Source organism: Streptomyces sp. CAU 1734, from assembly GCF_039888735.1.
Classification (GTDB): domain Bacteria; phylum Actinomycetota; class Actinomycetes; order Streptomycetales; family Streptomycetaceae; genus Streptomyces.
The window spans coordinates 121,297-134,871 of record NZ_JBDQQP010000017.1; the positions used below are offsets into that span (position 1 = coordinate 121,297).

Annotated in this window: 9 protein-coding genes; 5 read left to right on the forward strand and 4 right to left on the reverse strand. The window is 73.1% G+C overall.

Features of this window, described 5'->3' with window-relative positions:
* Positions 1-571 precede the first annotated feature (571 nt).
* The 3 genes from AAFN69_RS28580 to AAFN69_RS28590 all read left to right on the forward strand — a co-directional run bounded on the left by AAFN69_RS28580 (position 572) and on the right by AAFN69_RS28590 (position 3,535).
* The gene (locus AAFN69_RS28580; RefSeq protein ID WP_347731738.1) at positions 572-1,390 is read left to right on the forward strand and encodes a class I SAM-dependent methyltransferase; all 819 of its coding nucleotides are present in this window, start codon (positions 572-574) and stop codon (positions 1,388-1,390) included.
* The gene (locus AAFN69_RS28585) at positions 1,387-2,316 is read left to right on the forward strand and encodes a hypothetical protein (RefSeq protein WP_347731739.1); all 930 of its coding nucleotides are present in this window, start codon (positions 1,387-1,389) and stop codon (positions 2,314-2,316) included. The genes AAFN69_RS28580 and AAFN69_RS28585 overlap by 4 nt, the downstream gene beginning before the upstream one ends.
* Positions 2,317-2,503: 187 nt before the next feature.
* Positions 2,504-3,535: a dihydrodipicolinate reductase gene (locus AAFN69_RS28590; RefSeq protein WP_347731740.1), complete on the forward strand. Its 1,032-nt coding sequence runs from the start codon at positions 2,504-2,506 to the stop codon at positions 3,533-3,535.
* Positions 3,536-3,585: 50 nt separating this feature from the next.
* Here AAFN69_RS28590 and AAFN69_RS28595 read toward each other — a convergent pair whose 3' ends face one another.
* Positions 3,586-6,372, reverse strand: a complete 2,787-nt coding sequence (locus tag AAFN69_RS28595; protein ID WP_347731741.1) for a BTAD domain-containing putative transcriptional regulator — start codon at positions 6,370-6,372, stop codon at positions 3,586-3,588.
* 141 nt (positions 6,373-6,513) lie between these two features.
* Here AAFN69_RS28595 and AAFN69_RS28600 point away from each other — a divergent pair, with 141 nt between their 5' ends.
* Positions 6,514-6,819, forward strand: coding sequence for a beta-Ig-H3/fasciclin (locus tag AAFN69_RS28600; protein WP_347731742.1), 306 nt, complete (start codon positions 6,514-6,516; stop codon positions 6,817-6,819).
* 754 nt (positions 6,820-7,573) lie between these two features.
* On the opposite strand, the gene AAFN69_RS28605 is transcribed toward AAFN69_RS28600, so the two are convergent.
* The gene (locus tag AAFN69_RS28605; RefSeq protein WP_347731743.1) at positions 7,574-9,094 is read right to left on the reverse strand and encodes an alpha/beta fold hydrolase; all 1,521 of its coding nucleotides are present in this window, start codon (positions 9,092-9,094) and stop codon (positions 7,574-7,576) included.
* Positions 9,095-9,313: 219 nt separating this feature from the next.
* On the reverse strand, positions 9,314-10,054 hold the full coding sequence (locus tag AAFN69_RS28610; RefSeq protein ID WP_347731744.1) for a TetR/AcrR family transcriptional regulator: 741 nt from the start codon (positions 10,052-10,054) through the stop codon (positions 9,314-9,316).
* A 252-nt stretch (positions 10,055-10,306) separates the two neighbouring features.
* Here AAFN69_RS28610 and AAFN69_RS28615 point away from each other — a divergent pair, with 252 nt between their 5' ends.
* The gene (locus tag AAFN69_RS28615; protein WP_347731745.1) at positions 10,307-12,532 is read left to right on the forward strand and encodes an MMPL family transporter; all 2,226 of its coding nucleotides are present in this window, start codon (positions 10,307-10,309) and stop codon (positions 12,530-12,532) included.
* 97 nt (positions 12,533-12,629) lie between these two features.
* Here AAFN69_RS28615 and AAFN69_RS28620 read toward each other — a convergent pair whose 3' ends face one another.
* Positions 12,630-13,280, reverse strand: coding sequence for a hypothetical protein (locus AAFN69_RS28620; protein ID WP_347731746.1), 651 nt, complete (start codon positions 13,278-13,280; stop codon positions 12,630-12,632).
* Positions 13,281-13,575: the final 295 nt, after the last annotated feature.

Sequence of the window (13,575 nt, forward strand, 5' to 3'; positions counted from 1 at the left end):
GCCATCGCCCGGCGGCGGATCCCGTACGACGTGCTCCGGTGCCCGGCGCGGGCCCGTCCGTCCACCGCACCCGTTCGCATCCCGAAGTCCCCGAGGAGACCGATGCGTCGCGACCGCTGCCACGGTCCCGGGTCATGCGCGCGGCATCGCGGTCCCGGTGTCCGGCCGGCCCGCGTCCCGGTCCACCCGCAGTGGCCGCGGATACGGCCCGCGCACCCCGGCTGCCGCCCGCGCACCGCGGAGCTCCGCGCGGGCGGGGTTCCGGGGGTGTGCCCGGCCGCCGTCACGGAGCCCGCGGGACCGAACGGAGCCTGAAGCCCGGGCCGCGGGGCCCGCCGCACCGGTCCGCCGAGGCCGCTGTCACGGGCGGAGTGCGGCCGTGGCGTACCCCACCGGACACCGGCGGATGTCCGGCCGGCGGCGACGGCGCCGGTTCCGAGGGGCGGCCACGGCACCCGGAAGACCGTCCCGCCCCTCGGAGGCGGAGCCCGGCACCCCCCGGAAGCAGCCGAATCGCGTCGTCCCGCGGCACGGAACACGGCCACGAGGACACCCTGAATGGAGATCTCTCATGACGAAGGCACTCCCCGGGAGCGCCGTGGCCCGGCCCTATGTGTTCGCCGAGTCGGGTGACGGGGAACGCGAGCGTCTGGAGCTGCTGGCGCGGTTGCTCGACCCGATGCACCGGCGGGCCCTGAGTCTCGCCGGGATGCGGGCGGGGCTGCGCTGTCTGGAACTCGGCTCGGGAACGGGCACGGTGGCCACCTGGATGGCCGGTCAGGTCGGGGCCGGGGGCTCCGTGCTGGCCACCGACATCAATCTGTCGTTCCTCCAGGACCTCCGGCATCCGCGCCTGGCGGTGCGCGAACTCGACGTGCTCACCGACGGCATTCCCCCGCGCGCCTTCGATGTGATCACCTGCCGTGCGCTCCTGCACCACCTGCCCGCATGGGAATCCGTCGTCGAGCGGCTGGCGGCCGGCCTGAGACCGGATGGTGCCCTGGTCCTGATCGAACCCGACGCCGGAGCGGCCGTGTTCGGCGAACCGGAGCATCAGCGCTTCTGGTCCGCCTGGTGCGACTGGGGGCGGACGCAGGGAATCGACTTCCGCCTCGGCCGCGAACTGCCCGGAGCCGTCCGGCGGGCGGGGCTCGATCCGCAGGGCGTGACCATGGAGGTGCCCTTCTACGGCGGCGGCTCACCCTGGCACGAGCTGTACCGCTCGACCGTCACCGCGGCCCGGCCCCGCCCGGCCGCCTGGACCGGCCGCGACCCGAGCGCCGAATTCGAGCGGCTGGGCGGACGGGACGGCGGGGTGATGTGCTCGTTCGGCTGGCTGGCGGTCTGCGGCCGCAGCCCCCGGGACACCCCAGCGGAACCCTCCCGGTGAAGCCTCCCAAGATCACCGTCGTCGGTGCCGCGGGCGGGGTCGGGTCGGCACTCACCCATCTCCTCATCAGCGCGCCCGACCCGTACGAGATCGCGCTCATCGGGCGGAGCCCCGAGTCCGTGACCGGTCTGCTGATGGACGCCGAGTCACTGGCACCGCTGGGAGGAGTGCCGACGGTGACACCCGGCGGGCCGGAGGACTTCCACGACTCGGACGTCATTGTCGTGGCCGCGTCGGTTCCCCTCTCCGCCCGGGTCTCCCGGACGGACTCGATGGCGGCCAACGCGGAGACCGTCCATCCCTACTTCCGCGCGATGACCGGGCTCCCGGCGAGCTGGGGCGGCCATGTCATTGTCGTGACGAACCCGATCGATGTCCTCAGCGGCTGGTTGCAGCGGCATGCGCGGATCGACCGCTCCCGCGTGCTGGGTTACTCCTGGAACGACAGCCTGCGTCTGCGGGTGGCCGTCGCACGGGTCATCGGAGCGGACGCGCCGGCCGTCACCGCCTGGGCCATCGGCGAGCACGGCGAGGCACTCGTGCCCCTGCTCGACCGCATCCGGGCGGGCGGCAGGCGCGTATGTCTGTGCGCCGAACGGCGGGCCGAGGTGCTGACCGATCTGTACGGCCACTACGCCAGATGGGGCCGCCTGGGCGTGCGCCGCACCACCCCGTGGACCACGGCGGGCGGAGTCGCCCGGATGATTCACGACCTCACCCGGGGAGGCGCGCCGGGGTGGACGGCGTCCATGGCGATGGACGGCGAGTACGGATTGCACGACGTCAGTGTCGGAGTCCCCGTGACCAGGGCCGCGCGAGGCACCCTGCGCGCGGTCGAGTGGGAACTGGAGGAGCCGGAACACGCCGCCCTCCGGCACGCGGCGTCTCTCATCCGGCGGCGGGTCGACAGTCTGGGCGGGCTGTGAGGAGCGGCGGCGGCCGGGCGGCACCTCGTCCCGGCCCGGCCTCCCCGGGCGGTGGCGCACCGGCGGGCAGCCGTGCCCGTTCGGGGGCGTTCCGCCGGAATGCCCGCGCGGTGCCGGTCCCGCCGTGGATGATGGGCCGCCGGATGAAATGACCGGTTCGGCGCCCGCTCGGAACTGAGGAGAATCCATGCCCGCAATCACGGAGAGCCCGCGCATCGCCGTTCACGGACTCGGCGCCATGGGGCTGGAGATCGTCAGAATCCTGCACCGCCGCGGCGCGGACATCGTCGCGGGGATCGTCCGTCCCGGGTCCGGCAAGGACGGGCGGGATCTGGGCGAGCTGGCCGGTGTCACCGGGCTCGCCTTACCGGCCCGGGGGGACGCCGGGCGGGCCCTGCGCGAGACCCGTCCCGACATCGTGGTCGTCGCCGTCAGCACCTATCTCGACGAGACCCAGTACGAGATCTTCTCGACCGCGATCCGGTCCGGCGCGAATGTGATCACACTCGCCGAGGAGATGCTTCATCCCTTCGCCACGGACAACCCACTCGCCCGTGACCTGGACGCCCTGGCCCGGCGGCACCGGGTGACGGTGACCGGCACCGGACACCAGGACGCGTACTGGGTGAACCTCATCGGCGTGCTGGCGGGTTCGACCCACGACCTCGGGAGTGTGACCGGCCGGCTCTCCTGGAATGTCGACGACTTCGGCCGCGCCGTCGCGGAACAGCAGCAGGTCGACTCGACCACCGGGGAGTTCACCCGCCGGCAGGCGGCCGCGGAGCGCCCGCCGACCTTCGGCCACTACTCCCTGCACGCACTGGCGGAGGTTCTCGGCCTCACCCCCGACGGCGCCGTGGAGACGGCCGCCGAACCGGTGATCGCCCGGCGCGACACCCCCTGCGGCGCGCTCGGGACCACCGTGGCGCGGGGAAGGCTGCTGGGCCGCACCGACATCGACACCCTGCGCACGGCGCAGGGCGTCACACTCTCCATCAGCTCACAGGGATCGGTCTACGGGGACGGCGAGAGCGACTTCAACGAGTGGCGGCTGGCGGACACCTCCGGAAAGCCGACCCTTCATCTGCGCAACAGCGAGCTGGACACCGCCCACACCACCTGCGCGACGCTCGTCAACCGCATCCCGGACGTCATCGCCGCGCGGCCGGGAATCGTCACCGTGGCCGAACTGCCGCAGCTGCGCCACCGGCCCTTCTGACCGTGCCGGGGCCGGCGCGGGCGGGACGGCCGGCGTCCGGCCCCCGGCGGTCACTCCCCCCGGCCGTCCTCCCGGAGTCCGGCCAGCCGCTCCCGTACGGCGTCGGCCTCCGGGTCCCACAGCGCGTCGAACATCGCGGCGGCCCGCTCCCAGGTCTCCTCGGCCGCCGCCGCGCGGCCGGTCACCACGAGGGTGTCGCCGAGCCTGACGAGGGTCTCGGCCTCGTGATAGCGGTCGGCCGAGGACCGGAAGAGCGCGATGGCCTCCTCATAGCTGGCCACCGCCCGGTCGTGGCGGCCCAGGTGGTGGTAGGCGAACCCCAGGCTGTCCAGCGTGGCGGCCTGCCCGTTGCGGTCGCCCGTCTGCCGCTGCCGGTCCAGCGCGCGGGTGCAGTGGTCGATGGCGGCCGGGTAGTCGCCCTCGGCGGCGTGCAGCCAGCCCATCGCGTTGAGGGTGCGGGCCTCGCCGTCCCGGTTGCCGGAGAGCCCGTACAGGCGCAGCGCCTCGCGGCCGTGTTCCAGCGCCTCGGCCAGCCGGCCGCTCATGTAGCAGAGCTCGACGTAGTTGTGCAGGGTCTGCGCCTGCCCGGACCGCTCGCCCAGCCGCTCGTACAGCCCCAGCGCCCGGCGCAGCAGCCGCTCGGCGGTTTCGAGGGCGCCGAGCCGGGAGTCGGCCCGTGCGAGCAGCCGGCAGGCCATGGCCTCGCCCACCTCTTCCCCGGACCGCTCGGCCGCGGCCAGCGCGGTCTCCTGGACCGCGCGCTGGTCCTGCCAGAGGCCGAGCGGCGCCAGATAGGCGGTGAGCGCCCAGGCCAGCTGCCAGCTGTACGTCTCGAAGCCGCATGCCGCGGCCTGCGCGACCGCCCGCAGCAGCACCTGGCGCTCGCCGGCGAACCACGCGAGGGCGGCCTCGGCGTCCCGGGCGCGGTCGCCGCTGTTCGACGGCAGCGCCGGTACGGGCACCACGGCCGGCCACTGCGGCTGCACGAGCACGGCGGCGGCGTGCGCGCGGTGCAGACAGTGGTCGTAGAACCGCTCCCGGGCCCGGAGCACCCCGGCGGGCGGCTCGGTGGCCAGGACCAGCGCGGCCGCGTAGGTCCGCAGCAGATCGTGGAAGAGGTAGCGGCCGGGGAGGTGTTCGGTCAGCAGATGCAGCCGGGTCAGCTCCCGCAGCAGGGGTCTGACGAAGTGCACCGGGGCACCGGCCAGCGCGGCCGCGGCGTCAAGGGTCAGGTCGGGTCCCGGGTGCAGCCCGAGCAGCCGGAAGAGCCGGGCCGCCGCCGCGGAGAGGGCCAGATAGGACCAGGACAGGACCCGCTGCGCGTCGCCGTCCTCCAGTACGTCCAGCAGCCCTCCACTGGGGCGGAGTTCGGCCGCGAAGGCGTGCAGGGGGAACGCCGGGTGGTCCGCCACCCGGGCGGCGACGACGGCGAGGGCGAGCGGCAGCCGGCCGGTCAGCGCCACGATGTCGGCGGCGGCGTCCGGCTCGGCCTCCACGCGCGGGCCCAGCCGGCGGGCCAGCATCCGGGCCGACTCCTGCGGGCTCAGCACGCCGAGGGTCAGTGTCCGAGCCCCTTCCGATGTGACCAGCCCCTGGAGGCGGTTCCGGCTGGTGACCACCACCACACTGCTCCCGGCACCGGGGAGCAGCGGCCGGACATGGGCGGAGTCGCGGGCGTTGTCCAGCACCACCAGCATCGCGCGGGAGGCCAGCAGGCTGCGGAAGAGGCCCGAGCGGGCCTGTGTGCCGGACGGTATCCGGGCCTGCGGTACGCCCAGGGCCTGCACGAATCCCTGGAGGGCGTCGGCGGCGGACACCACCCCGCTCTCGTCGTATCCCCGCAGGTCGACGTGGAGTTGTCCGTCGGGGAACCGGTCGGCGACCCGGTGGGCCCAGTGCAGCGCGAGGGTCGTCTTGCCGACGCCGGCCATCCCGGAGACGGCGGTGATCACAACGCCCGGCGTCCCGGCGTCCATCCGGTGGAGACTGGCGTCGAGCGCGGCGACGGCCTCCTCCCGTCCGACGAAATCGGGGGTGACGAGGGGGAGCTGCCGGGGGCGGGGCAGCGCCGGCGGGGCGGCACCGCCGTTCGCGGCCGGGCGCTGTCGGAGGATGTCCTCGTGCAGGCGGGTCAGTTCGGGGCCGGGTTCCAGACCGGTCTCCCGCACCAGCGCCTCGCGCACCGCGCGGTACGCCTCCAGGGCTCCGCCCACGTCTCCCACCCGGAAGAGGCCGAGCATCAGATGGCCCCAGGCCCGCTGCCGCAGCGGATGGGACGCCACCAGCCGCCGCATCCGCAGCACCGCCCGGGAGAGATCGCCCTCGGCGAGCAGCGCCTGGGCGTAGTCCTCCTCGGCGTGGCACCGGCGTTCCTCCAGACCGGCCGCCCAGGGTTCCAGGACGTCCGGGAGCGCGAGCCCTTCGAGGACCCGGCCGCGCCACACGGCGAGCGCCCGCGAGAACTCCTCGCAGGCCAGCGCCGGGTCATCGGCCGCCAGCGCGCGGCGGCCCCGGAAGGCGGCCTCGTCGAAGCGCTCCACGTCCGTACCGCCCGGTGGGACGCGGAGCAGATAGCCGCCCCGGGTGTGCGGCATGCCGGCCCGGGAGCCGTCCCCGCCCAGGGCGGCGCGCAGACCCCGGGCGTAGGTCCGCAGATTGGCGGCGGCGGACGGCGGCGGGTCCTCGCCCCACAGGGCGGCCAGCAGGACACCGGCCGGCACCGTCTCCGAGGGGCGGCTGAGCAGGGTGGCCAGCAGCAGGCGCTGTTTGACGGAGCCCAGGGCGACGAGCCGGCCGTCGAGTGTGACCTCCAGGGGGCCCAGGAGAGCGAAGCGCACCGTCACCAACCATGTCGCGAGAGCGTCGGCCCACAACGTGAGCATTCCGCAGCCGAGTTGTGCACACCTCGTGCGCACATTGTGCGCAGGTCAGCCTAGCCTTCGGGCTGTTGTGAACAACCTCTTGGCAAGGAGTACGTGATGCGAAAGTCCCGAACGGCCGCACAGGCCGCGGTGACCGCGGTGGCACTCGTCGGTTCCCTGGCCCTCTCGGCGGCGCCCGCGGCGGCGGCGACGACGGCCCCGTCCTGCGTCGGCCGCATGGTCACGGAGACGACCAATGGATTCGACGTCCTGCTCACCAACAACTGCTCCGGCACCCGTTCGGTGAAGGTCGTCGTGTCCCTGGCTTCGGACAGCCGCTGTTACAAGCTGGCGCGGGGCGCGAGCGAGCTGTACATCTACACCGGAGTGCTCGGGAACTACGACCGTACGGTGAACTGCTGACGGAACGCCGGCGCGTCGGCCACGGGGGTGCCTGACGACGCCGGACGGGCCGTACCGTGCGCCCGTCACCGTCCTGCCGGGTGAACACGGCGGACTCCCGGGGGGGGATGTGGCGCGATCCACAGCCCGCCCCGGGAGTCCCGGGGCCCGCCCGCACGAGCGCCGCGGAAGTGGAGAGGGGGTCGCGTCCGGATGAGGAAACGCTGCCGGAGGCCGCACGGATCCGGTCACCGATGCCGGCCGGCATTCCCCCGCGGCCTCGTTCCCCGCCCGCCGGCATCCCTTCACAGCCTCGTTCCCCGCCCGCGGAGATCCGTTGGCGGACCGCGGCGACCGCTGCCGCCCTTCCGGAGTCCGTGCGGGAGAGCGCGGAGGTGGTACCGGTGAACGCGGTGACACAGTCGCTCCCCTCCCGGGGTCACGGCCGGGCGGCAGACCGTCCGGGAGCGCCGTTCAGGCGCGCTCCCGATAGCCATGACCGGCGATTCGCTTCCGAGCGGCGCCTCGACGACGGCTCGCCGGAGAGCGAGTTCACCCCCGGCGAGATCCCCGGGAGCGGGCCGCGGAGCCGTGCGACGCCTTCGGTACCGGGGAGAGGACGCCGTACGCCTCTCCCGGCGGGCGCACCGGCACCCCGTGGTTCGAGGTGGAGCACGGGAACCGGTTCTTCGACCGGCCTTTGAAGTGAGCGTGCCCTGAACGGCCGGTGAGGCCAACGCCCGCGTGCGGGACGGTGGCCTCACCGGCTTCACCGTCAGGGCTGTTCGCCACCTCCGCAGGTGCCCTCGGCCCGCTGCCCGGTGCGGAAGAAGGTGACCGCCTTCCCGGCGCACGACGACGAGGGCAGGGAGGCGTGCCCGTCGTCCAGGATGGTGAGCAGGGTGCCTCCGGTGGCGTCCCTGGCCTGTTCGGCCCAGGCGTAGGGGGTGACGATCTCATGGAGGTGGCCGGAGAGCTGGAGCGCGCTGCCGCCGGGGGCGGGCTCGGCGCCCTTCGCCTTCAGCGGCCACTTCGCGCACCAGGGGCTGAACTCCGTCCCCCCGGTGAGGGGATCGGCCTCGCGGCGGGCCTCACGGGCGGCCCACAGGTCCCCGAAGCCGCGATTCCCCCGGGCGGTGTTGCAGAACATCGCGTTGTACTGGAGTGAGTTGAATCCGCTGCGCGGTTTGTCCAGCCCGAAGGGGCGCACGGACGAGGGCGCGGCGGAGGGTGCCGGGGGTGTGTCACCCCTGCGCACCGCGGCCAGCTTCGCCGCCGCGTCGGCCCACTCCTCCTCGGGCCGGCCGACCTGCTCGACCACCCAGTAACCGTCCAGGCGGACCCCGCCGGCGATGCGCGGCCGCTGCTCCAGCTCGCCGCGGAGTTCACCCAGCCGCAGGCGGACGGTGGCCTCGTCGGCGCCCAGGTGATGATCGGCGTCGCGCCCGGCCAGCCAGGTGACGAACGGTGCGCCGTACACCTTGCCCGCCGCTTCCGTTCCGGCGTCCATCGCGGGCCAGTCGCGCTTCGGAGGCACCACCGAGTCCAGCCACATGCGCTCCGTGCGGCGGTCGAACAGGGAGTGGTGGGCCATGCCGATGGCGGTGCCGAAGGAGGCTCCATAGAAGTTGATCTTCTCCGCGCCGAGCGCGGCCCGCAGCCGGTCGATGTCGCGAGCCGCGTTCTCCGGGGTGATCTGCCGTACGAACTCCGGGTCGACGGCCGCACAGCGCCGGTTGAACTCGGCCTGCTGGTCGAAATCGGCCTTCTTGAACACCTTCTCCGGTGCGGTCGGCGCCGGTTCGGTCCGCGGCCTCTCGTCGCAGGACACATGGTCGCTGTAGCCGGAGCCCCGGAGGTCCAGCCCGATGAAATCGTGGTCGGTGTTGAGCCCGGCCAGGCCGCGCTGTGTCATCGACACCGAGTCGCTGATGTTGGAGAATCCCGGCCCGCCCAGCGAGGCCACGATGGGTGCCCCGGTCGCTCCCGGCCGGGTGGCCCTGACACGGCTCACCGCGATCTCGATCTTCCGGCCCCCGGGCCTGGCGTAATCCATCGGCACGGTCAGCTCGGCGCACTCGGAGCGGGTGTCGTTCTTGATCGGCCAGTTCACCGCGGTGGTCGCGCAGAGCCGCCAGTCGAGCCCGCCGGCCGCGGCGGGCCGCTCGCGCTCCTGCGCGGCGGCGAGGCCGGTGCTCGCCTGCAAGCCGGCCAGCAGCACCGCGGACACGGCGAGGGCGCGGCGGCGCGCGGACCCGGCCGGACGGCCGGTCTGCTCACTGCGGTGATCGGTCATCGGTGACACGAGAAGAAGCCTCCGTACGAGAGGAAGACGGGAAGGTCCGCGGCGTCCGCGGACCTCCTCACCCTGAACGGCGCGCGCATCCGCCGTGCGGGGGTACGGTCGCGGCCGTCCATCCGTTCTGTATCACCGGGACAACGGCGGCCCGTTGTCACCGGCCGTCCGCCGCTCCTCGCCTGCCGGGACCGCTCCCCCTCGCGAGGGCTCCCGCCGTCACATCCGGTCCGGGCCGGGAATCCGGCTGTGGACGTCCTTCACCAGATTCCGCACCCCCATGCGGAAGATCTCCGCCTGGTGGTCGCCGAGAAAGGCGGTGTGCCCGAAGACCTCCAGCACGACGAGACCGTGCAACTGCCCCCAGGCGCTGACCAGAAGAGCGGTGGCGGGAGGCGGCAGGGCCCCGAGGCCGTGCGGCGGCAGCTGTTCCAGATGGGCCCGCGTCGCGGGTGAGAGTGCCGGTGCGTCGGCCGCTTCGAGCTGGGCGGCGGTGTACCCGGCGAACATCTCGCGCTGGAAGATCGCGCTCATCCGGATCATCGCCTCGGTGGTCGGCCCGTTGGCGGGTGCCGCGTACTTCCTCAGCGGTGTTCCGTAGAGGAGCTGGAATCGCTCGGGATGGGTGACGGCCCATCGGCGGTACTCCTCGGTGGCGACCAGTACCCGCGCCGGGGCCGGTTCCTCCGTCGCGTCGAGGGCGGCCTGCACGGCGTCGGCCATGTCGTCGTACGCCTTGGTGATGAGCGCGGTGACGAGGTCGGACCAGCTCGGGAAGTAGTGGTAGAGCGCCTGAACGGTCATCCCGAGGTCCCGGGCCGTCGCACGCAGGGACAGGGCCGCCGGGCCGTTCTCGACGATACGGCGCTCGGCGGCCTCCAGAATCTCGCGCGTGGCCGCCGCACGGCGCCGCTCCCGCAGCGAGGGCCGGGCCGTCACATCTTCTTCCACAGGAGGCATGCGGCGACCTTACGACGGCACTCCCTGGTGGGGCATCAGAAAGGTGTGAGCTGTGAGGAAAATCTAACACTGCCAAATTTTTCACCGCCCCACTAGCGTCGGAACCGGCGGCGGGGAACGCGCCGGCGGATCCGCCCGGCCCGGTGAAGGGTGCCCGCGGAGCCGGCCCCGCCCGCCTCCGCCCCGCCCGGCCCCACCTGCCCCCTCCGTTCGCCGGGCTCTCACGATCAGTGCGCACAAGGGAGACAACGCGTGTTTGAACGCATAGCCGAGCTGGTGATTCGCCGGCCACGGCTGATACTCGTCATCGCCGCCGTGGCCGTGGCCCTCATGGGGGTCGCGGGCACCGGCGCGTTCGGCAAGCTGCTCGACGGCGGTTACGAGGACCCGGCCTCGCAGTCCGCCCGGGCGGGGAAGGTCATCGGCGAGAAGTTCGGCGGCGAGACCAACCTCGTTCTGCTGGTCCGCGCCTCGGAGGGCCGGGTCGACGCCCCGGCGGCCGAGCGGCGGGGCCGCGCTCTGGTGGCCGAACTCGGCGAGGAGCGGCGGCTGGAGAACGTGATCTCGTACTGGGACGCCAACAACCCCGACCTCCGCTCCGAGGACGGCCGCGAGGCCCTGGTGCTCGCCCATGTGAAGGGTGAGGAGACGGAGCAGAGCGAGAACGCCAAGGCCGTCATCGACGCCTATACGGGTGAGTACGGGGACGGCCTGACCGTCCGGGCGGGCGGCGGCGCCGCGGTGGGCGACGAGATGGGAACCCAGGTGGGCGAGGATCTCATCCTGGCCGAGGCCATCGCCGTGCCCCTCACTCTCGTCCTCCTGCTGGTCGTCTTCGGCAGCGTGGTCGCGGCCCTGCTGCCGCTGGTGATCGGAGTGATCGCCGTCATGGGCACCTTCGCCGAGCTCTTTCTACTCGGCAGCGTCACCGATGTCTCCGTCTTCGCGGTCAACCTGACCACCGCGCTGGGCCTCGGCCTGGGCATCGACTACGCCCTGCTGATGGTCAGCCGGTTCCGCGAACAACTCGCGGCCGGGGAGAGCGTGGAGGACGCCGTCCGGCGGACGGTGGCCACCGCGGGCCGTACGGTGGCCTTCTCCGCCGCGACCGTGGCCGCCGCGCTCGGGGCGCTCCTGGTGTTCCCGCAGTTCTTCCTGCGCTCGTTCGGCTACGCCGGAATGGGCGTGGTGGCCATCGCCGCCGTCAGCACCCTCTTCGTGATGCCCGCTCTCTTCGCCGTCCTGGGGCACCGGGTCAACAGCGGCCGGCTGCCGTGGGTGAACCCGGGGCGCTCCGAGACCCGCGGGCGCCTGTGGGGACGGCTGGCCCTCACCGTCATGCGGCGGCCCGCCCTCACCGCGCTGCCCGTGCTCGCGGTGCTGTTCCTCGCGGCGAGCCCGCTGCTGGGCATCACCTTCGGCACACCGGACGAACGCGTGCTTCCCGAGGACGCCGAGAGCCGCCAGGTCGCGTCAGTGCTGGAGAAGAGCTTCAACGGCAGTGACGAGGCGGCCGTCCACATCGTCATCGACCGGCCCGTCGGCAGGGCTCCTTTGGAGTCCTACGCGGTCGCGCTGGCCGGGCTCGACGGTGTCGCCCGGGTGGAGACCAGCGCCGGAACCCACACCGGGGAACGCTTCACCGCGGCGGGTCCCGCCAACGCCGCCCTCGGCCGCCCCGACGCCCAGCGGATCAATGTGGTGAGCGAGCTGCCGGCGAAGTCGGAGGAGGCCCAGCGCCTGGTGGGGAAGGTGCGGGCGGTCACTCCGCCCGGCGGATCCCCCGCCCTGGTGGGCGGAGTCGACGCCGTACTGGTCGATTCCAAGGAATCCATCGGCGGCCGGCTCCCCCTCGCGGTGGCCCTGGTCGCCCTGACCACCTTCATCCTGCTCTTCCTCTTCACCGGAAGTGTGGTGCAGCCGCTGCGCGCGCTGGTGCTCAACCTGATCGGTCTGGGGGCCACCCTCGGCGTCATGACCTGGATCTTCCAGGACGGGAACCTCTCCTCCCCGCTCGGCTTCACGGCGCAGCCGATGAATGTGTCCATGACCGTGCTGATGTTCTGTGTCGCCTTCGGCCTCTCGATGGACTACGAGGTGTTCGTCACCAGCCGGATCAAGGAGCTCCACGATCTGGGCGAGGACGGCGAATCCGCCGTCGCCAACGGCCTCGGGCACACCGGACGCATCGTCAGCGCGGCGGCCCTGCTCCTCGCCGTGTCCTTCTTCGCCTTCGGGACCGCCGAGCTCAGTTTCCTCCAGATGTTCGGGCTCGGCAGCGGACTGGCCATCCTCATCGACGCCATCGCCGTGCGCGGATTCCTGGTCCCCGCCGCGATGCGCATGCTCGGCCGCTCGGCCTGGTACGCGCCGCCTGTCCTGCGGAGGTTCCACCGGCGGTACGGCCTCAGCGAGGGCGGCCCCGCACCCCGCCCCGCCGCCGCGCCGCCGTATGCGAAGGATCTGACCGGCGTCTGACCGGACGGACCGCCACGCGCGCCGTGCCCGCCACCACCCGATCGGGGGGGGCGGGCACGGCCGTGCGCGAGCGGGCCCGCTCCCGTACGGCCGCGGTTCAGCGGTCCTCACGGATGGTGGTGGCGATGCCGTTCTCGATCACCACGGTGGCGCTGACGCCCTTCTTCGCGGCCTTCTCCAGCTCCGCCTCGGTGCACCGGGTGCCGCCCTGGCCGCCCTCACCCGTGTCGCTGTCGCCGCAGACGATGCCGTAGCCCCAGATCCTGGTCTCGTCGGAGAGGAGGAACTGCTGCTCGACGCCCTTCAGGTCCGAGACGGTGAACTTGCCGGGCGCGAGGTGGGAGACATTGCCGAACCAGGTTCCGCTGACGCCCTCGCCCTTGTTGATGCCCTCGATGACGGTGTCCCGGGTGCCGCTGCCGGAGGAGCCCTTCCCCGGCTTGCCCTTGGGCTTGTGCTTGTCCTTGCCGGAGGTGCCCTTGGCGGACGCGTCCTTGCCGGCGGAGTCCCCGCCCGTGTCCCGCGTGCCCCGGTCCGGGGAGTCCGCGGCGGAGGAGGTGCCCTTGTCCTCCCCGGCCGGGTTCCGGGTGTCCGGCACATCGCCCGCCGCCGCCGGGGTCTCGGCCCCGACCGGAGCGCTCTTCCCGGACGCCGCGCCGTCCGTGCCGCTCTGGCAGGCGGTCATCAGCAGTGCGGCACTGATCGCGACGGTGGCGAGGGCGGTACGGCGCAGGTGTCGGTTCGTCATGGCGGTTCCCCTGGTGGTGGTGTGCGGTCGGCCGGAGCGGCTGCCGGGCCGTTTCCGCCCTCGTCCGCTTCTCCACCTCAATGAGGCGGGCCGGGCACCGGGAGTCGCGCCCGTCGCCCCATCAGGACAGCTCCGTTTCACTCCCGTGACAGAGCGACGGACCCGCCACGCGTACGACTTGAGGCGCTCGGGTGGGCGCGCTCGCCGCCGTGCTCGCCGAGTCGATGGCGATCCCGGGCAGTGAGCGCGACGAGCTTCTGCGGCAGTGCCACACCCCTGTCGAGGCGGCCGCGGC

What these genes read in the sequence shown, in the direction of transcription:
- AAFN69_RS28620 (WP_347731746.1), bottom strand. Translation starts at nt 13,280, where the DNA reads ATGACGAACCGACACCTGCGCCGTACCGCCCTCGCCACCGTCGCGATC.
- AAFN69_RS28590 (WP_347731740.1), top strand. Translation starts at nt 2,504, where the DNA reads ATGCCCGCAATCACGGAGAGCCCGCGCATCGCCGTTCACGGACTCGGC.
- AAFN69_RS28610 (WP_347731744.1), bottom strand. Translation starts at nt 10,054, where the DNA reads ATGCCTCCTGTGGAAGAAGATGTGACGGCCCGGCCCTCGCTGCGGGAG.
- AAFN69_RS28580 (WP_347731738.1), top strand. Translation starts at nt 572, where the DNA reads ATGACGAAGGCACTCCCCGGGAGCGCCGTGGCCCGGCCCTATGTGTTC.
- AAFN69_RS28600 (WP_347731742.1), top strand. Translation starts at nt 6,514, where the DNA reads ATGCGAAAGTCCCGAACGGCCGCACAGGCCGCGGTGACCGCGGTGGCA.
- AAFN69_RS28605 (WP_347731743.1), bottom strand. Translation starts at nt 9,094, where the DNA reads ATGACCGATCACCGCAGTGAGCAGACCGGCCGTCCGGCCGGGTCCGCG.